Origin of the sequence: Streptomyces sp. cf386, from assembly GCF_900103585.1 — a bacterium.
GTDB lineage: Bacteria > Actinomycetota > Actinomycetes > Streptomycetales > Streptomycetaceae > Streptomyces.
In genome coordinates this window covers 131,036-149,024 of the sequence record NZ_FNHV01000018.1, presented here as the reverse complement: position 1 = coordinate 149,024, position 17,989 = coordinate 131,036, and the positions used below count along the sequence as shown (strand labels likewise).

Annotated in this window: 18 protein-coding genes; 8 read left to right on the top strand and 10 right to left on the bottom strand. The window is 69.6% G+C overall.

What is annotated here, in order from left to right:
• Positions 1-51: 51 nt before the first annotated feature.
• The 8 genes from BLU79_RS36490 (at position 52) to BLU79_RS36450 (ending at position 9,306) form a co-directional block, all read left to right on the top strand.
• Positions 52-1,620 carry an MFS transporter gene (locus BLU79_RS36490; RefSeq protein ID WP_371132009.1) on the top strand — a complete coding sequence of 523 codons (1,569 nt, stop codon included), beginning with the start codon at positions 52-54 and terminating at the stop codon, positions 1,618-1,620.
• A 79-nt stretch (positions 1,621-1,699) separates the two neighbouring features.
• On the top strand, positions 1,700-3,052 hold the full coding sequence (locus BLU79_RS36485; protein ID WP_256333591.1) for an aldehyde dehydrogenase family protein: 1,353 nt from the start codon (positions 1,700-1,702) through the stop codon (positions 3,050-3,052).
• A 169-nt stretch (positions 3,053-3,221) separates the two neighbouring features.
• Complete coding sequence (locus tag BLU79_RS36480) at positions 3,222-3,605, top strand: PPOX class F420-dependent oxidoreductase (RefSeq protein ID WP_093910330.1); 384 nt, start codon at positions 3,222-3,224, stop codon at positions 3,603-3,605.
• 135 nt (positions 3,606-3,740) lie between these two features.
• Positions 3,741-4,265 (top strand): GtrA domain-containing protein, encoded by a 525-nt coding sequence (locus BLU79_RS36475; protein ID WP_093910279.1) that lies wholly within the window; start codon positions 3,741-3,743, stop codon positions 4,263-4,265.
• Positions 4,266-4,441: 176 nt separating this feature from the next.
• A complete protein-coding gene (locus tag BLU79_RS36470; protein WP_093910278.1) occupies positions 4,442-5,425 on the top strand; it encodes a BtrH N-terminal domain-containing protein in 984 nt (327 codons plus the stop codon).
• 962 nt (positions 5,426-6,387) lie between these two features.
• A complete protein-coding gene (locus tag BLU79_RS36460; RefSeq protein ID WP_256333590.1) occupies positions 6,388-6,699 on the top strand; it encodes a hypothetical protein in 312 nt (103 codons plus the stop codon).
• 169 nt (positions 6,700-6,868) lie between these two features.
• The gene (locus BLU79_RS36455) at positions 6,869-8,011 is read left to right on the top strand and encodes a PLP-dependent cysteine synthase family protein (RefSeq protein WP_093910276.1); all 1,143 of its coding nucleotides are present in this window, start codon (positions 6,869-6,871) and stop codon (positions 8,009-8,011) included.
• A complete protein-coding gene (locus BLU79_RS36450) occupies positions 8,008-9,306 on the top strand; it encodes an MFS transporter (protein ID WP_093910275.1) in 1,299 nt (432 codons plus the stop codon). Before BLU79_RS36455 ends, BLU79_RS36450 begins: the two co-directional genes overlap by 4 nt.
• A gap of 61 nt (positions 9,307-9,367) precedes the next feature.
• On the opposite strand, the gene BLU79_RS36445 is transcribed toward BLU79_RS36450, so the two are convergent.
• The 10 genes from BLU79_RS36445 to BLU79_RS36400 form a co-directional block, all read right to left on the bottom strand.
• On the bottom strand, positions 9,368-10,582 hold the full coding sequence (locus BLU79_RS36445; RefSeq protein WP_256333589.1) for a sensor histidine kinase: 1,215 nt from the start codon (positions 10,580-10,582) through the stop codon (positions 9,368-9,370).
• Positions 10,570-11,265, bottom strand: a complete 696-nt coding sequence (locus BLU79_RS36440) for a response regulator transcription factor (RefSeq protein ID WP_177001319.1) — start codon at positions 11,263-11,265, stop codon at positions 10,570-10,572. The genes BLU79_RS36445 and BLU79_RS36440 overlap by 13 nt, the downstream gene beginning before the upstream one ends.
• Positions 11,266-11,437: 172 nt before the next feature.
• On the bottom strand, positions 11,438-11,815 hold the full coding sequence (locus tag BLU79_RS36435; RefSeq protein ID WP_093910274.1) for a peptidase inhibitor family I36 protein: 378 nt from the start codon (positions 11,813-11,815) through the stop codon (positions 11,438-11,440).
• A gap of 52 nt (positions 11,816-11,867) precedes the next feature.
• Positions 11,868-12,407 (bottom strand): hypothetical protein, encoded by a 540-nt coding sequence (locus BLU79_RS36430; protein WP_093910273.1) that lies wholly within the window; start codon positions 12,405-12,407, stop codon positions 11,868-11,870.
• Between the two features lie 53 nt (positions 12,408-12,460).
• The gene (locus tag BLU79_RS36425) at positions 12,461-12,838 is read right to left on the bottom strand and encodes a hypothetical protein (RefSeq protein ID WP_143052546.1); all 378 of its coding nucleotides are present in this window, start codon (positions 12,836-12,838) and stop codon (positions 12,461-12,463) included.
• Between the two features lie 11 nt (positions 12,839-12,849).
• Positions 12,850-13,233 carry a peptidase inhibitor family I36 protein gene (locus BLU79_RS36420; RefSeq protein WP_177001318.1) on the bottom strand — a complete coding sequence of 128 codons (384 nt, stop codon included), beginning with the start codon at positions 13,231-13,233 and terminating at the stop codon, positions 12,850-12,852.
• 148 nt (positions 13,234-13,381) lie between these two features.
• The gene (locus BLU79_RS36415) at positions 13,382-14,221 is read right to left on the bottom strand and encodes an HpcH/HpaI aldolase/citrate lyase family protein (RefSeq protein WP_093910270.1); all 840 of its coding nucleotides are present in this window, start codon (positions 14,219-14,221) and stop codon (positions 13,382-13,384) included.
• The gene (locus tag BLU79_RS36410) at positions 14,218-15,096 is read right to left on the bottom strand and encodes an HTD2 family dehydratase (RefSeq protein ID WP_093910269.1); all 879 of its coding nucleotides are present in this window, start codon (positions 15,094-15,096) and stop codon (positions 14,218-14,220) included. Before BLU79_RS36410 ends, BLU79_RS36415 begins: the two co-directional genes overlap by 4 nt.
• Positions 15,097-15,115: 19 nt before the next feature.
• Complete coding sequence (locus tag BLU79_RS36405; protein WP_093910268.1) at positions 15,116-16,468, bottom strand: MFS transporter; 1,353 nt, start codon at positions 16,466-16,468, stop codon at positions 15,116-15,118.
• Between the two features lie 50 nt (positions 16,469-16,518).
• Entirely contained in the window at positions 16,519-17,985 is a 1,467-nt protein-coding gene (locus tag BLU79_RS36400; RefSeq protein ID WP_093910267.1) for an aldehyde dehydrogenase, read from the bottom strand.
• Positions 17,986-17,989: the final 4 nt, after the last annotated feature.

The window sequence follows — 17,989 nt, the reverse complement described above, 5'->3', positions numbered from 1 at the left end:
TCGATGCTTTCGCCCTTCGGGTAACCACCACCTTCCAGCGGAAAGAACACCGTGAAGTCCTCCCTTGCCACCGCGCCGGAGCGCCGCGCCGGCAGCCTCAGCCTCGTCCTGGTGCTGGGCCTCGCCGCCATGGTCGTGTCGATGATGCAGACCCTGGTCATCCCGATCCTCGGCATCATCCAGAACGACCTCGGCGCCACCACGGCCCAGGTCAGCTGGGTCACCACCGCCACGCTGCTGTCGGCCGCCGTCTTCACGCCGCTCCTGGGCCGCCTCGGCGACCAGCACGGCACGAAGCCGACCCTCCTGGGCGTACTGGTGGTGATGGTCGCCGGATCCGTGCTCGCCGCGACCACGAGTTCGATGCTGTGGCTCATCGTGGCCCGGGTGATGCAGGGCGCCGCCACCGCGATCTTCCCGCTCGCGCTGTCCGTGCTGCGCCAAGAGGTCGCACCCGCGCGGCTGCCCGGCGCCATGGCCCTGGTCAGCGGCACGCTCGGGTTCGGCAGCGGTCTCGCCCTGGTGAGCGCCGGACTCCTGAGCCAGGGTGACAACCCCGACTATCACCTGGTCTTCTGGCTGGCCGCCGCACTCGCCGCCGCCGCCCTGATCGCGGTTGCGGTCGCCGTCCCCGCGCCCCGCACCCGGACGGGCGGGCGCACCGACTGGCTCGGCGCCGCAGGTCTCGCCCTGCTGCTCGTGCTGCTCCTGCTGCCCATCTCGCAGGGCCACACCTGGGGCTGGACCTCACCTCGCACGCTCGCCCTGTTCGCCGGTGCCGCCGTCACGACGGTCCTCTGGGTCCTCGTCGAACGCAGGGTCCGTGACCCCCTGGTCGACATGAAGATGTTCGTCCACCGGCCGGTGCTGGTCACCAACGTCGCCGGACTGCTCGTCGGATTCGCCATGTTCGCGCAGTTCATCGGCGTCTCCTACCTCGTCCAGACGCCCTCTGAGATCGCCGGCTACGGCTTCGGCGCCTCCGTCCTGCGGGCCTCCGTCCTCTACCTGCTGCCCTCCGCCCTCGTCTCGCTCGTGGCCGCCCAGTTCGGAGGCGTGCTGGTACGCCGCATCGGCGCGCGTCTCACCCTCGCCGTCGGTGCCTTCTTCGGCGTCGTCGGGTTCGCCTGGCTGACCCTCGCCCACGACACCACCGCGTCGGTGATCCTGGCCGGCATGGTCGTCGGCGTCGCCATCAGCTTCGGCTACGCCGCGATGCCCGCCCTGATCGTGGCCGGCGTTCCCCACCACCAGACCGGCATCGCCAACGGCATCAACTCCATCTCCCGCTCCACCGGCAGCGCGATCGGCAGCGCGGTCATCACCTCGCTGCTCGCCTCCAACACGCTGGACAACCTGCCCGCCGGAGTGCCCGCGCTGCCCGCCGAGAGCCAGTACACCCTCAGCTTCGCCCTCGCCGGCATGGCGTTCCTGCTGGTCATCGGCGTGGCCATGGTCGGCCTGGCGATCCGTCGCACGTCCCCGTCGCCCGCCACCGGCACGCCCGCCACGTCAGACGACAGCGAAGCCACGCCCGCCCCGTCGGGTGACAGCGAAGCCACACCCGCCCCGTCGGGCGACGGCGAAGCCACGACCGCACGCACGGCCGCCACGGTCTGACCACACCACCTGCATGGCGGCGCCTTTCCTGCAGCCGGATGCCGCCCGGCCTTCCCTCCCAATCGAACAGGACACGACTGTGACCGACACCAAGGCAGCCTTCACCCTCGACGACACCTTCACCGCCGCCGAAGCCACGGCGCTGGTGGACCGGCTGCGCACCACCTTCCGCACCGGCCGCACCAAGCCCCTGGCCTGGCGTCGGCAGCAACTGACCCGCCTGCGCGACCTGCTCACCGACAACCGCGCGGCGATAGCCGACGCCCTCTACGCCGACCTGCGCAAGAACCGCGCCGAAGCCGACGCCATGGAGATCGACCTCACGATCGTCGAGATCGACGACTACCTGGAGCACCTGGAGGAGTGGACCGCCCCGCAGCCCGCCCCCATAACGGCGCCCGTAGTCCCCGGCAGCACCGCCCGCACCGTGTTCGACCCCCTGGGTGTCGCCCTGGTCATCTCGGCGTGGAACTACCCGATCAATCTGCTGCTGGTGCCCGTCGCGGGCGCGCTCGCCGCCGGGAACGCGGTCGTCATCAAGCCCGCCGACTACGCCGCCCGCACCTCGGCACTGCTGGCCGATCTGCTGCCCGCGTATCTCGACACCGACGCGACCGCGGTCGTCGAGGGCGGCGCGCCGGAGACCACGGCGCTGCTGGAGCAGCACTTCGACCACATCTTCTACACGGGCAACGGCACCGTCGGCCGCATCGTGATGACCGCCGCTGCGAAGAACCTCACCCCTGTCGCCCTCGAACTCGGCGGCAAGTCACCGGTGTTCGTGGACCGGGACGCCGACATCGCCACGGTCGCGCAGCGCCTGGCGCAGACGAAGTTCGCCAATGCCGGACAGACCTGCGTCGCCCCCGACTACGTCCTGACCGACCCGGACACCGCGACCGAACTGCAGGCCGCCCTGGTCGTTGCGATCAAGGGGCTGTTCGGTGAGGACCCGCAGACCTCCGACGCCTACGGACGGATCATCAACGTTCGGCACTTCGACCGGCTGACCGCGCTGCTGGGCTCCGGCCGTACGGTCACCGGCGGGCGGACCGACCGCGCGGACAAGTACATCGCCCCGACGGTGCTGGGCGACGTCCGCCCCGACGAGCCGGTGATGCAGGAGGAGATCTTCGGCCCCATCCTCCCGATCCTTCCCGTGGCGGACCTGGACGAGGCCATCGCGTTCATCAATGACCGCGACAAGCCCCTCGCCCTGTACGCCTTCACCGAGAACAACACCACCAAGCGCCGTCTCGCAGCCGAGACCTCCTCGGGCGGCCTCAACTTCGGCCTGCCGATGCGCCACCTCGCCGTGCCGACGCTTCCCTTCGGCGGTGTCGGCGAGAGCGGTATGGGCAACTACCACGGCCGCTACTCCATCGAGACGTTCAGTCACCGCAAGGCGGTCCTCGACGTCCCGCTGAGCTGACCCATCCCGGCCCCCGGCAGCGGTACGCAATCTCACCCCGCAACCTCACACGCGCTGCCGCCCCACCCCCTCCTCGCGAGAAGGCATCACCATGCGCGAATTGACATCGCAGTACGCCGCCCCGGTGGCCCATGACCTCGAACTCGGCAGCAAGGAGCAGAAGAGCGCCATGGACGACACGCTGCTGGAGCAGCTCGGCGCCGGCAAGTACATGCTGATCACCAGCTACCGCAAGAACGGCACCCCGGTCGCCACCCCGGTGTGGGTGGTACGCGACGGAGACACGCTGGGCGTGCGGACCCCGGCCGATTCCTGGAAGGTCAAGCGGATCCGGGCCCGCGGCGACATCCTCGTCGGCCCCTGCGACCTGCGCGGCAACCCGACGGGCGACCCGGTCCCGGCCACCGCCGAGATCACCGACGCGGCCACCGGCGCCCGCTACCGCACCCTCATCGCCCGCAAGTACGGCATCGTCGGCCGCCTCATGATCCTCGACAGCTGGCTGCGGGGAGCGAACCGGACGCTGGGCATCCGCGTGCGGCTCTCACCGTGACGGGTTGACGCACGAGTTGATGCGCCGTCAGCTCCCGCAGCAGGGGCCGCCTGTCGGATGGCCTTGGTGAATGCGTTGGTGAATGCCATCAGACGGTCACGGCACACAGGAACGAGCGATCAAGGGGGTCGGGCAATGGAGACAACGCCGAGTCAGCAGCAGGCGGCACCCGGCACCTTCACCGCCTTCGCCCGCTTCGTACTCTTCGGCGGCGGAGTGGGGCTCGCCTCCAGCTTCGCCGTGGCGGCTCTCGCCTCCTGGGTTTACTGGGGCCTGGCCAACGCTCTGATCACCGCGGCTTCCACGCTGCTCGCCACCGAGTTGCATGCCCGTTTCACCTTCGGCGCGGGCGGGCGCGCGACCTGGCGCCAGCATGCGCAGTCGGCCGGGTCCGCGGCGGGCGCGTATGCGGTGACCTCTGTGACGATGCTTGTCCTGCAGCAACTGGTGGCGGCACCCGGTGTGGTGCTCGAGCAGGTCGTCTACCTGTCCGCCTCCGCACTCGCCGGTGTCGCGCGGTTCGCGGTGCTGCGCCTCGTTGTCTTCACGCGGAGCCGCTCGCAGGTCGCGGCGACAGTCCGCGCCGCCCGTCCCGTGCCCACGACCGCGGCCCGCACCGCGGCATCCGCCGGTCCAGTGGTGCTGGGCCGCGCCGCCTGACCGTTCCGCCGGTCGGGCCCGCCGCGCGGGACGGGCGACCTCGCCGTGGACCGACGTCCACATCACGCCACGGCGGCCAGTGCTGGAAGTTGTCCGTCCGGGGCAGCCCAGGCGTGATGTCAGCAATACGATCACGGGGCGATGCCAACGCTGTGCGGGGGAGGAGAATTTGCGGCATGACCATGGTGAAGGACCTCGATGTCCGCGGTATGCAGCACTGCGAGACGACGACGCTGGGCGTGCTGCTGCGGCATGAGGGACTCGACCTGTCCGAGCCCATGCTGTTCGGGCTTGGCTCCGGGCTGTCCTTCATCTACTGGGACGGCAAAGGCATGGGCTTTCCCTTCCTGGGAGGCCGGGTCAAGCCGTTCGAGCTCACCAGGAACCTGGCCGCCGTACTCGGGCTTGAGCTGCTGGTCGGGGAGACCACCTCCCCGCGCAGGGCTTGGCACAACGTGGCGGCACCCATCGACGCCGGTCGGCCGGTCGGCCTTCAGCTCGACAGCTACCACCTGGACTACTTCAGCACCAAGGTGCACTTCGGCGGACACATCGTGGCCATGTACGGCTACGACGAACAGGACGCCTACCTGGTGGACACCGACCCGCAGGGCGGAGCCGTCTCGACCAGCCTCGCCGGCCTGGCCCGGGCCAGAGCCGAGCGCGGCCCGATGACCGCCAAACACCGCTCCTTCACCATCACAGCGCCCGGCGACCTGACGTCACCGCAGGACCGGATCATCCCCGCGATCAAGACCTGCGCCGAGGCCTTCCTGAACCCGCCCATCGCGAACCTGGGCCACCGGGGCATCGAGAAGACCGCCAAGCAAGTGCCGAAGTGGCTGCAGCGCAGCGACAATCCGCGGGAGGACCTGCCACGGGCCGCAGTCCTCATGGAGAGGGCCGGCACCGGCGGCGCCCTGTTCCGCAATCTCTACCGGGACTTCCTCGCCGAGTGTGTCCAGCTGATCGGCAGCAGCCATCTGCGCACCGGCCACAGCCTGTATACGGAGGCCGCCACCCTCTGGACACAGGTGGCCGCACTCGTCGCGACAGCAGGCGAATCAGGCGACGCGAAGAACCTCATGCAGGCCGGCTCCATCCTTCACGAGCTCTCGCGCATCGAACGCGACGCGATGCAGGCACTCAGCATGCTCTAGAGGCCCTGTCCGGCCGGTCATGCGCGGAGCCGGAGTCGCACCGAGGCAACGGCGACGGTCCTATGAACGACGCACGCGGGCTTGCCAGGCGCCTGCACACTCGCCGCAGCAAACCAGCCATTCGCCCGACGAGTTGACCCGGTGTTTCAGGAGTGGTGGTCGGCCACTGCCGAGGTGCCGCTAGGATCACGGCATGGTTACGGCTTGGTCGCCCTTGCGTGTGCTCGGGGCCCGCTACGGTGCGGGCCCTCTGCTGCGCGTGCCGGCCTTGGCCGTGCTGTTGTTCGGGATCCTCGTGACACACGGCGTGCATGTCGAAAGTGTCAGGGGACACCTCTCCACCAGTGCAACGGCCTCCGCGTTCTTCTCGGGCGATGACGTTGGCCATCCAGTCGACGGGCCCGCGTCGCTGTTCACCGCGGAACCGGACGATCATCACGGCGGTCATGAGGCGTCACATCCTGCCGAGCAGTGCGCGTCTGGGCAGCCCCAACAGGGTTCTGGCCCGGCATCTCCCTGCTTTGCAGCGTCGGTTTGTGAATCAACCTGTGCCGACGACGCCTCAACCGGGCGAGTGCCTGCCGCCGACGAGTCCATGGACGCTTCCTCACGTGCGGCTCTCAGAGCAGCTTCAGTGGTGCAACAGGTCTAGAAGCACGGAGGCCTCCAACCAGCCCTGCCGGTGGTCACCGGTTCGGCTGATATCGCACGACGAGCGTCGTTTCCCGTGCTCATGATGGGGCGTCACGTTCGTTGATGCCGTCCTGCCCCCACGATGCCTGCGCCCTATGTCGTCCCCACCGGAGACGTGGCAGCAGCGCGGAGGACCTGTGCCGACACACTTCCGTATGCCCACGCACGCCCCCTTGGCCCCATGCGGCTCATCGCGGCGGCGCCGTCTCGTCTCGGCGATCCGTGGCGCCCTCCTGATGGCGCTCATGCTGTGCTCCGTGGTTCATGGCGTGTCCGAGGATCCGTACGGGCCGGTGTCCGTGCCCGTCGTTTCCGCGGCGACGGACACGGGCGGGGAGCCGCACGGGCACCGGCCACATGGCCCTCACCCGCACCAGGCCGAGGACTGTGCGGTCGACATGATCGTCCGTACGGGGGCCCAGTCGGCGGAGGATCTTCCCCTCGGCGCACTGGCCGTGGCGGTACTCGTCGCCGTTTCCCTGGCGGTGGGGAGCCCCTTCCTACGGCATGAAACACGCAGACTCCGCGGCGCACGCACCGGCCGCGCGGCGCTCGCCCGCACCTGTCGGTGGCGGATCTAGGCCACTCGCTCGCAGCCGACCGACCTCGTCGGCTGCCGCGCCCCATGCACTGAAGGCGGACCCGCGGTCCGCCCTGTCGCCATGGGGCGCGAGATGAACCCACGCGTAGTCACGAGATGAACTCACGCGATTTCACCTGTACTCATCTAGCGAGAGTGACAACACAGACATGCAGTCATTGACCAAGGCCGCGGCCGACGCGGGCCGGTCCGCCCTGTCCGGGCTGGTGGGAAACACCCCGCTGCTGCGGGTGTCGGAGCCGCTGGCCCCGGCCGGGCGCGGCTTCTGGGCGAAGCTCGAGGGGTTCAATCCCGGCGGTATCAAGGACCGTCCGGGGCTGCACATGGTGGAGCGGGCCCGGGCCCGCGGCGACCTGCGGCCCGGCGGACGGATCATCGAGTCCACCAGCGGCACCTTGGGGCTGGGGCTGGCGCTGGCCGGGATGGTGTACGGCCACCCCGTCACGTTGGTCACCGATCCGGGGCTGGAGTTGTCCATGACCAGGTTGCTGACGGCGTACGGCGCCCAGGTCAACGTCGTCTCCGAGCCCCATCCGACGGGCGGCTGGCAGCAGGCCCGCCGCGAGCGCGTCCAGCGCCTGCTGGAGCAGCACCCCGGCTCCTGGTGCCCGGACCAGTACAACAACCCCGACAACGTCGCCGCCTACACTCCGCTGGCTCTCGAACTGGCCTCGGAAATGGGCCACATCGACGTGCTGGTGTGCAGCGTCGGCACCGGCGGTCACTCGGCCGGCGTCTCCCGGGTCCTGCGGCAGCTCTACCCGGAGCTGACCGTCGTCGGCGTGGACACGACCGGTTCGACGATCTTCGGCCAGACCGCCCGACCCCGTCTGATGCGCGGGCTCGGCTCCAGCATCTATCCCCGTAACGTCGCCTACGAGCAGTTCGCCGAGGTGCACTGGGTCGCACCGCACGAGGCCGTGTCGACATGCCGCCAACTGGCCGCCTCCCACTACGCCACCGGCGGGTGGAGTGTGGGCGCGGTCGCGCTGGTGGCCGGCTGGCTGGCCCGGACGATGCCCGCGGACGCCCGGATCGTCGCGATCTTCCCCGATGGCCCGCAGCGCTATCTGGGGACGGTCTACGACGACGACTACTGCGCCGCCCACGGCTTGCTGGACTCCCCGCCGGCGCCCGAACCGGAACTGATCGGCCGCCTGGACGAGAAGGAGGTACACCGCTGGACCCGGTGCACCACCGTGGTCGATCCCCTCACCCTGCAAGGCGCGGAGCAGGACGTCACCGAGGACGTTCCGGGGCTCGACTCCGACTCCTTCAAGGAGGAACGATGAAGGGGCTGTTCACCCAGGTCCGGTCGTACGAACGCAGCGTTCAGCTGTTGATGGTGAACCAGTTCACCATCAACCTCGGCTTCTACATGCTGATGCCCTACCTGGCCGCCCACCTCTCCGGCACCCTCGGGCTGGCCGGCTGGATCGTGGGACTCGTCCTCGGCGTACGGAACTTCAGCCAGCAGGGCATGTTCCTGGTCGGCGGCACACTCGCCGACCGGATCGGCTACAAGCCGATGATCGTCGCCGGGTGTGTGCTGCGCACCCTCGGCTTCGCGACGCTCGGGCTCGTCGACTCACTCCCCGCACTGCTCGCGGCATCGGCGGCCACCGGGCTGGCGGGGGCGCTGTTCAACCCGGCCGTACGGGCCTACCTCGCGGCCGACGCGGGGGAGCGCAGGGTCGAGGCGTTCGCCCTGTTCAACGTGTTCTACCAGGCCGGCATCCTGCTCGGCCCTCTGGTCGGCATGGTCCTGACCGGGGTGGACTTCCGCGTCACCTGCCTCACGGCGGCCGGGATCTTCGCGCTGCTGTCCGCGGTCCAGATCCGGGCGCTGCCCTCCCGCCGGGCCGACGACAGCCAGAGCGAGAAGGATGACCGGGAGGGTGTACTGGCCCAGTGGCGCGGCATCCTCGCCAACCGGCCGTTCCTGCTGTTCTCCGTCGCCATGATCGGTTCGTACGTCCTGTCCTTCCAGGTCTATCTGGCGCTGCCGCTGGAAGTACGACGACTCGGCGGCGACGGGGAGTTCGGCACGGCGGCGGTGGCGGTGCTCTTCGCCGTCTCCGGGCTGAGCACGATCGTCGGCCAGACGAGGGTGACCGCCTGGTGCGGGGCCCGCTATGCGCCCGGCCAGGCGCTGACCAGGGGACTGGCCTGCATGGGCCTGGCATTTCTGCCGCTGTTGGCAGCCACTGCTGTGCCCGTACCCGAGTCCGGCGTGGGGCTCTGGCTGCTGGCCGCGGTCCCCCCTGCGCTTGCCGCGCTGCTGTTGGCCCTCGGCACGATGATCGCCTACCCGTTCGAGATGGACACCATCGTCCGCCTCTCCGGTGACCGCCTCGTCGCCACCCACTACGGGCTGTACAACACGATCTGCGGTATCGGCATCACCGTCGGGAACCTGTGCATGGGCGCCGCGCTCGACGCAGCCCGGGCGGCCGGGATGCCCGCCCTGCCGTGGATCACCCTGTGCGCGCTCGGCCTGGCCTGCGCGGTCGCCCTCCACGGCCTGCACCGCACCGGCCGACTGACGGCGCCACCCGCCTCCGAGCCACTTCCCGCCACCGTCTGATCCACTGACCCTCCGACCCAGGGGCGGGGCACCGCACGGTGTTCCGCCCTTGACCCTTCGATCAGCATCCGGGTACGGCCAGGGGCGCGTCGGGCCTACCGGGGGCCGCGGGGAGCCTGACCCGGAACCAGGCACCTCGCCGCGACGGTTCCAGCGAGGCCGTGCCCCCATGTGCCGCGGCGACGGCGGCGACGACGCTGAGTCCCAGGCCGCTGCCGACGGCTGTGGTGTGTTCGCCCCTGACGAAGGGCACGAAGATCCTGTCCCTCAGTCCCGGCTCCACGCCCGGCCCGTCGTCCGTCACCTCGACGATCCGGTACCCGTCTTCGGTGCCCAGTCCCAGCGTGGTCGTGGTGCCTGGCGGCGTGTGTCGGCGGGCGTTGGCCAGAAGGTTGTCGACAAGTTGGCGAAGCCGCTGGGGATCGCCGTCGACGAGGTGCTTGCCGGGTGCGATGAGCAGCCGTAACGGATGCTCCGGATGGCAGTCGCGGGCCGCGGTGACCGCTGTCAGGCACAACTGGGCCAGGTCGACCGGTTGTCGGCACAGCGGCAGGCCGAGGTCGAGTCGTTGCAGCAGAGTCAACTCGTCGAGGACCAAGGTCATCCGCTGAACCTCGTCCGTCACTCTCTTGAATGCCTGGAGGCGCGTGTGCCGGTGGGTTCGTTCCTCACCCGCGGCCTCGGCGATCTGGGTGTAGCCGGCGATGATGGTGAGCTGGTTGCGCAGTTCGTGCCCTGTGATGGCCACGAACTCTCGCAGCCGCCGCTCTCCCTCTCGCCATTCCCGCGCTTGCCTGCGCTGAAGTCCGAGCGCTCCGACCATGGCGGCCGTCAGGAGGGCGACACCGAGAACCGCCTGGGACTGGAACAATCGGGTGGCGGCCCGTTCGGTGCCGGCCATGGACCGCGCGATGACGCGGTAGCCGCCCCGATCGGAGTCACGTACCACCAGGGCCCGGTACTCGTGTGAGGGTCCGACAGGCACCGGGTGTGATCTGTCGGCGTAGTCGTTCAGGCGGGCCGTGCTGAGCCTGGGGAATACGGGCAGTTCGGGGGCGCCCGCGTGGCGTTCCACGACCCGGCCCTGCTGGTTCTCGATCTCGCGGTCGGTGTGCGCTTCGAGGACGTGGCTGAGCGTCACGGCGGACAGCAGTGCGATCCCCCCGAGGCCGACGAGTGTGGCGACCATGCTGTAGGCGACGATCCGGGACGGCGTACGACCGGGACCGTCCGTCCGGTGGTTCTTGTGGCGCGCGGGGCCGGTCAGTCCGCGCACAGCTGGTACCCCACCCCGCGGACCGTGCGAATGATCGATTGCCGCTGGCAGCCCAGCTTGCGCCGCAGATAGTAGATGTAGGTATCCACGATCCCGGAGTTCTCGTCGCGGTGATTCCAGACGCGTTGCTGGATCTGGGTCCGGGTCAGCACCCGCCCGGTGTTCTCCATCAGGTACCGCAAGAGCTCGAACTCCGTGCGGGTCAGTTGGATGGGATGTCCGGCCGCCCACACCTGGTAACTGCCGGGGTCCAGTTGAACGTCGCGGACGATGAACCGCTGTACGGCCATGTGGCGTTTACCGCCGTTGCTGCGTCGTAGCAGGGCTCGGATCCGGGCTGCGATCTCCTTGAGCTCGAATGGCTTCGTGACGAAGTCGTCGCCGCCCAGGTCCAGCCCGTGCACCCGGTCGTCCAGTCTGTGGCGGGCGGTCAGGAACAACACCGGTGTGGTCAGGCCGCGTTCGCGCAGCAGTCGGCATACTTCGAAACCGCTCAGATCGGGCAGATTGACGTCAAGCACGACGAGGTCGGGTGCCCAGCGGGTGAGGGATTGCAGGGCCTGACGGCCGGTGGCCGCGCTGTTCACGGTGAAGCCCTGGAATTCCAGGGCCATCGTGAGCATCGAGCGGACCCCTGCCTCATCGTCCACGACGAGAAGGCGGGGCGAGGCAGGGTTGGTCATGTCCTGTACCTTTTCGGCCCGTTGAGTTAAAACGTGGGATCCCCCCTCACCTGGGCATTTTTACATGTCCTGACAAGTAGATTCCAGGATTCAGTCTAATCTTTAACAAAGTTCAAGGCGCGTACGGCGGCGGGGCCGTACGCGCCTGTTCCGGGTTATCGCCGCGGGAGGCTCAGCACCAGTTGGTGTAGAGGCCGATGTGAGTGATCTTGTCGTTGTAGGCGTCGCCGACGTAGGAGAACTCGTACCCGGGCGGCAGGCAGCGGTGCTCACCCTTGGCGTTCCAGATGTGGGCGTAGTACGGCGTTCTGTTGAGCACCGACGATGCCGTCCAGGAGGGCTCGTGCGAGGTGATGCTGAGCTTGGTCGACAGGGGGAGCTGGTCGTCCCACCAGTACAGCCTCTTGCCCTCGAAGTTGCGGTCGGCGAAGAAACAGAGCTGGGCCGACTTGCAGTCCGACGCCTTGGCCTGGGCGGTCGGGGCGCCGACGCCTATTGCCATGAGCATGGCAACCAGGAGGGTGGAGACGTACGCGAACTTCGTCTTCATGGGGTGGTTCTCCGTTGCGAGTGTTCGGTTGACCTGTGCCGGACCGACGGGGTCACGCGGGGCCGATGTCGCGGGCGTCCCAGACCATGGAGTCGGTCGTGGCGACGTCACCGGTGATGCGGCGCGTGCTGTAGTCGCAGTTGCTGTTGCGGCTGGTGACCTCGGACTCGACGCGCCAGGTGCGGACGTAGCCCGTGACCTGGACCGTGCGCCAGGCGCCAACCTGGATACGGGCCTGCTGGAGACCGCTGGTGGTGTGCTCCTCGGTCACGGTCCTGGAGACACCGGCCGTGAACACGGCCTTGAAGAGCTGCCAGTCGCCGCGGTACTCCTTGCTCGTCGAGCGGGTGTCGGAGACCGACCGCTCCAGGACCAGGGTCTGCACCTCCCCGGTACGGTTGCGCAGCTCGCCGTTGGTGATCGGGTTGAGGATCTCGCGCTTGCTGATGACCTTGGCGCGGGTGAAGCTGCTGCAGTCGGCCGCCGTGTCGTCGGCCGCCTGGGCGGGAATCGCGAGGCCGGTCAGAACCACACCGGTGATGACACCGCCGGCGAGAAACGAGCGAAGGGCGTGGGGGGTGGTGACCTTCATGTCATGTCTCCTTGGTGTGTGCGGAAGGGCGTTGAGGCGCGTGCCCGCCTTCGTCAGCAGGCCGGAAGGCCGCCGTTCCAGTTGGTGATGACGATCTGGCCGATGTTGTCGTTGATGCCGCCCGGCAGGTTGGCCTCGCGACCGGGGTAGACGTAGCAGGACTTGCCTCCGCTGTACGCCTTGATGTGCGCGAAGCTGCTGGAGGAGTTGACGACGTTCGACCCGGTGGTGCGGGTGCGGTAGTTGATCCGGTACGTGCCGTCCTCGGCGCCGGTCCAGACGGCCAGGCCGCCGTGGTCCGGGTGCTCGAACACGCAGACCAACTGCAGGCCCCGGCAGTCGTCGTAGGGCGCCGCGGAGGCCGGTACCGCGGTGAGGCCGATCAGCCCGGCCGCGGCGGTGAATCCGGCGAGTGCCGTGGATACGCGCATGGTCATCAGCCTCAGTAGGTGTAGTCGCAGCGGGAGTCGGCGGACGGGTTGATCTCGATGGCGCTGAGCCTGTCGTCGAAGCCGTCGGGCAGATCGCGGACGGCGTGACCGCTCACCACACACAGCCCGAGGTTCTCGTTGTCGCCGATGATCCTGACCTTGTAGGCGGAGCGGTTGACGACCGAGGTCGTGGCCCGCACGCTGCCCGAGAAGCTGTAGAAGCCGGGCCGACTCTCGGTCCACACAGGGGTGCCGCCGTAGTTGACGTGCTTGAAGGCGCAGAAGACACCGAAGTCCGGGCAGTCGCTCACCGCCGCCGAGGACGGCGTGGCCGTACCCGCGATGACAGCGGCTGTGGCGGCGGCGAGGCCGACCATGGTCGACAGCGGTCTCATGGATTTCACCGTGCTTGCTCCCTTGATCGTGTTGCTGGTCGCTCCGGTGTGCGGGGCCACGACGGAGACGATCACTCGGACCACGCACATTGAAGCGGCGCCGGATCAGAAGGACGTCGGAGAGATCTCAGGAAAGGAACAGAAAAATCTACGCGGGGAGCAAGGGGGGTTCCGCCTGGGTAGCTCGGGCCACGACGCCCCGCGCCCGTTCGAGTACCGGCCGGTCGACCATCTGCCCGTCGACCGTGGTGACCGACTCGCCGGCGTCGAGGACGCGGCGGGCCCAGCGCAGTTCGTCCGGCGTGGGCGTGAACCCGTCGCTGACGGGCGGTACTTGGGCAGGGTGGATGCAGAGCTTGCCGGTGAAGCCCAGGCGTCGGGCGTGGGCGACGTCGGCGTCGAGCGCGGCCGGATCGCGTACGGCGGTGGTGACACCGTCGACGGGCGGGGCGATGCCCGCTGCCGCGGAGGCGAGGACCAGTCGGGAGCGGGCGGGGCTGAGGGCCAGGTGGTCGTCGTGGGCGATGCCGAGCCCGGCGGCGAGGTCGACGTTGCCGAAGGCGGCCCGGACGACTCCGGCGACGGCGCACACGGCGAGGGCCCGCTCGATGCCCAGGGCGGTTTCGACCAGCGGGATCAGCGGGCAGCGCCCGGCCGTGCGGGCGGCTATGTCCGCGAGGACGGCCGGGTCCTGGGCCTTGGGCACCATGAGGGGCACGCTGTGGCCGGCGATCTGCGCCAGGTCCTCCTCGAACCAGGGGGTACCGGGCGGATTGACGCGTACGACGGCCCGGTGACCGTCGGCGAGCCAGGCGGCGGCGTCGGCGCGGGCGCCGTCCTTGTCGCCGGGGGCGACGGCGTCCTCAAGGTCGACGACGACGAGGTCCGCGCCCGAGGAGACCGCCTTGGCGAAACGGTCGGGGCGGTCGCCGGGGACGAAGAGCAGGGTGCGCGCGGCGGCGACGCGGTCGCGGTCCGGGTGGCTCATGCGAAGGTCACCTCGGCGGTGGCGTGCCGGGTCTCGCGGTGCGTGGCGATGCGCAGCTCGGCGCCCGCGTCGGTGGGCGTGCCTTCGGCGAGGAGGTGCTCGCCCGTGAACGCCGGCCGGTGCAGCCGGTAGGAGAGCGACCGTACCTGGCGTTCCGGGGCGTCGCGCCGGGCCAGTTCGAGCATGAGGAGGGCCAGCAGCGGGCCGTGCACGACGAGGCCCGGGTAGCCCTCGACGTCGCGGCAATACGGGGCGTCGTAGTGAATGCGGTGGGCATTGGCGGTGAGCGCGCTGAACCGGAAGAGAAGGGTTTCCTCCGGTCGTAGGCGCAGCCGCCACGGGGCCGAGCCCGAGCCCGGCGCCTCGGGCTCGGGTACGGCCGTGTCGTCGAGCGCGGTCGGGTGCCGTGGAGTGGAGCCGGGCCCCGACCGGTAGACGATGTCCTGCTCCTCGACCAGGCAGGTACGGCCGTTCTGCCGGAACTCCTGTCGCTCGGTGACGAACAGCAGCTCGCCGCTGCGCCCCTGCTTGGGCGTGACCGCGGCCAGGCTGCCGACGCGCTCGGCCGGTTCGCCGAGGCGCAGGGGTTCGGCGATCTCGCAGCGTCCCCCGGCGAACATGCGCCGACGTCGGGGGAGGGGCGGCAGGAAGCGGGCCTCGCGCAGGTGTCCGTCGGGGCCGAGGGCTCGCTGCGGTGCCCAGTGCAGGAAGTACAGCCACTGCCACAGCGGCGGCAGCGGGTCGCCGGACTTCGTGGCGGCGGGGAGGTCCAGCAGCGCCGACAGGGCGGCGGCCGGGCCGGGCGGCAGGGCGTCCGAGTCGGTGACCGGTTCCGGGTGCCATGACTCGACGTGGGAGGAGAGGGAGGCGGGCATGTCGGGTCCTCGGGGGAGGTCAGGGGAGCGGGGCGGTCGTCGGCGGGGCGGGCGTCGCGCTGGTCGCCCCGGTCTCCAGCAGGGAGGTGCGGGACGGTTCGCGTACCACCAGGGTGGCCAGGAAGGTCAGGGCGATGCACCCGGTGACGTACCAGAAGAAGACGGTCTCGTGGCCGGCCTTCTTCAGGGCGAGTGCGATGGGTTCGGTCAGCCCGCCGAAGGTGGCGGTGACCAGGGCGTGCGGCAGGCCCACGCCCAGGGCCCGGACCTTGGTGGGGAACATCTCCGCCTTGATGATGGCGGCCAGCGCCGAGTACCCGGTCAGGAAGGTCAGGGCCACGGTCATCAGCAGAAAGGCGAACCACGGGCTGTCGGTGTCACCGAGGACGGTCATGATCGGGACCGTGAGCGCCATGCCGCCGAGGGAGAAGACGAACATGACGGGTCGGCGGCCGAAGCGGTCGGACAGCGCACCGGCGACCGGTTGCAGCAGCATGTAGACGAACAGCGCGGCGAAGCCGATGACGGACACGGTCGACTTGGCGATGCCCGCGGTGTTGACCAGGTACTTCTGCAGATACGTGGTGTACGTGTAGAAGGCGACGGTGCCGCCGATGGCCAGGCCGAAGACGGCGAGCAGCTGGCGCGGATACTCGGTGAACAGGGCGTACAGGCCCTTGCGCTCGTGGGCCGCGGCGGCCTTCGCGCGTTCCCGCTGGAAGTGCTGCGACTCCTCCATGGTGCGGCGCAGGTACATCACGACCAGACCGGCCACGGCACCGATCGCGAAGGGGATGCGCCAACCCCAGCTCTGCACTTGGTCGTCGGTGAGCAGGCGCTGCAGGACGATGGCCACGAGCAGGGCGGCGAGCTGGCCGAGCACGATGGAGACGTACTGGAAGCTGGAGTAGAAGCCGCGTCGGCCCGGCGGCGCGACCTCGGCCAGGTAGGAGGCGCTGGAGCCGAACTCGCCACCCACGGAGAGCCCTTGCAGCAGGCGGGCCAGGACCAGGAGGACGGGAGCCCACACGCCGATGGTGGCGTGGCCGGGGGCGAGGGCGATGGTGAGCGAGCCGACGCTCATCAAGGTGACGGACAGGGTCAGGGCGCGGCGGCGGCCGTACCGGTCGGCGTAGGCGCCGAGCAGCCAGCCGCCGAGTGGCCGCATGAGAAAGCCGACGGCGAAGACGACCGCCGTGGACAGGAGTTGGGCGGTGGCGTCGCCCTCGGGGAAGAACGCGGCGGCGAAGTAGATGCTGAAGGTGGCGTAGGCGAACCAGTCGTACCACTCGATGAGGTTGCCCAGACAGCCGCGTACGACGTTGGCGGTGACCTGGGAGGGTGCGGGGGCGGGGGTGCGGCTCTGCGACATGGGAAGCTCCGTTGCTCGTGTCGCGGTGGGGACGGCTCGTGCGGTTCCGCTCAGCGCAGGACGAAGGGGTTGCCCGTGGGCGCGCCGGTGTTGATCCAGACGCTCTTGTCCTCCAGGTAGGCGGCTACGGCGGCGATGCCGTTCTCGCGGCCGAGGCCGGAGTCCTTGAAGCCGCCGAAGGGCGTCAGGTAGCTGACCGCGCGGTAGGTGTTGACCCAGACGGTGCCCGATCGGATGAGGTCGGCCATGCGGAAGGCGCGGCCGATGTCACTGGTCCATACGCCGGCGCCGAGGCCGTAGCGGCTGTCGTCGGCGATCTCGACCGCCTCGTCCTCGTCCTCGAAGGGGATGACGGCGAGGACCGGGCCGAAGACCTCCTCCTGGGCGATACGCATGCTGGAGTGCACCCCGGTGAAGACGGTGGGTTCGACGAACCACCCGCCCCGGGCGGCGGCCCGGCCACCCAGGGCGAGCCTGGCGCCCTCCCGTCGCGCGATGCCGATGTAGTCGAGGACCTTGGCGTACTGGGCGGGGGTGGTGATCGGACCCACCTGGGTGGCCTCGTCCATCGGATCGCCCATGCGGGCCGTGCCCGCGAGCTCCACCAGGCGGCCCACGACCTCGTCGTGCACGCCCGTTTGCACCAGGAGGCGGGAGCCTGCGATGCAGGTCTGTCCGGTGGCGGCGAAGATACCGGAGACGGCGCCGTTCACGGCGGCCTCCAGATCGGCGTCGGCGAACACGATGTTGGGCGACTTGCCGCCCAGTTCGAGGCTGACGTGCTTGAAGTCGCGGGCGGCCGACTCGTTGATACGACGGCCCGTGGCGTCCGAGCCGGTGAAGCTCACCTTGCGGACCAGCGGGTGCTCGACGAGCGCGGCGCCGACGTCCTGGCCGAACCCGGTGACGACGTTGAGCACGCCCGGGGGCAGTCCCGCCTCGTGGAAGAGCCGGGCCAGGACCAGGGTGGAGGCGGAGGTGAACTCCGACGGCTTCACCACCACGGTGCAGCCCGCGGCCAACGCCGGAGCGATCTTCCAGGCCAGCAGCAACAGCGGGGAGTTCCACGGCGTGATGACCGCGACGACGCCGACCGGCTCCTTCCTCGTGTAGGCGAAGTACCCCTTCTTGTCGAGCGGCGGGACGCTGCCCTCGATCTTGTCGGCGAGGCCGCCGTAGTAGTGGAACCACTCGGCGAGGTAGGCGACCTGGCCGTGCATCTCGGTGAACAGCTTCCCGTTGTCGCGGACTTCGAGCTCCGCGAGGTCGCGGGCGTGGGCCGTGACGGTGTCGCCGAGCCGCCGCAGCAGGGCGCCGCGCGCACTGGCGGTCAGCTCGGCCCACGGGCCGGTGCGCAGGGCGCGGTCGGCGGCTCGCACCGCGTCGTCGACGTCCTGTGAGGTGCCCTTGGCGATCTGCGCCCACGGCGTGCCCAGGTAGGGGTTGTCGGTGGGAAACCACTCACCGTCGGTGGCCTCGCGGCTCTCCCCGTCGATGAACAACTCGTAGTGCTGCATGGGT

Excerpts from the sequence above, each read along its gene's own strand:
- BLU79_RS36480 (WP_093910330.1), top strand. The coding sequence starts at position 3,222 with ATGGACGACACGCTGCTGGAGCAGCTCGGCGCCGGCAAGTACATGCTG.
- BLU79_RS36475 (WP_093910279.1), top strand. The coding sequence starts at position 3,741 with ATGGAGACAACGCCGAGTCAGCAGCAGGCGGCACCCGGCACCTTCACC.
- BLU79_RS36470 (WP_093910278.1), top strand. The coding sequence starts at position 4,442 with ATGACCATGGTGAAGGACCTCGATGTCCGCGGTATGCAGCACTGCGAG.
- BLU79_RS36455 (WP_093910276.1), top strand. The coding sequence starts at position 6,869 with ATGCAGTCATTGACCAAGGCCGCGGCCGACGCGGGCCGGTCCGCCCTG.
- BLU79_RS36450 (WP_093910275.1), top strand. The coding sequence starts at position 8,008 with ATGAAGGGGCTGTTCACCCAGGTCCGGTCGTACGAACGCAGCGTTCAG.
- BLU79_RS36440 (WP_177001319.1), bottom strand. The coding sequence starts at position 11,265 with ATGACCAACCCTGCCTCGCCCCGCCTTCTCGTCGTGGACGATGAGGCA.
- BLU79_RS36435 (WP_093910274.1), bottom strand. The coding sequence starts at position 11,815 with ATGAAGACGAAGTTCGCGTACGTCTCCACCCTCCTGGTTGCCATGCTC.
- BLU79_RS36430 (WP_093910273.1), bottom strand. The coding sequence starts at position 12,407 with ATGAAGGTCACCACCCCCCACGCCCTTCGCTCGTTTCTCGCCGGCGGT.
- BLU79_RS36425 (WP_143052546.1), bottom strand. The coding sequence starts at position 12,838 with ATGCGCGTATCCACGGCACTCGCCGGATTCACCGCCGCGGCCGGGCTG.
- BLU79_RS36420 (WP_177001318.1), bottom strand. The coding sequence starts at position 13,233 with ATGAGACCGCTGTCGACCATGGTCGGCCTCGCCGCCGCCACAGCCGCT.
- BLU79_RS36415 (WP_093910270.1), bottom strand. The coding sequence starts at position 14,221 with ATGAGCCACCCGGACCGCGACCGCGTCGCCGCCGCGCGCACCCTGCTC.
- BLU79_RS36410 (WP_093910269.1), bottom strand. The coding sequence starts at position 15,096 with ATGCCCGCCTCCCTCTCCTCCCACGTCGAGTCATGGCACCCGGAACCG.
- BLU79_RS36405 (WP_093910268.1), bottom strand. The coding sequence starts at position 16,468 with ATGTCGCAGAGCCGCACCCCCGCCCCCGCACCCTCCCAGGTCACCGCC.
- BLU79_RS36400 (WP_093910267.1), bottom strand. The coding sequence starts at position 17,985 with ATGCAGCACTACGAGTTGTTCATCGACGGGGAGAGCCGCGAGGCCACC.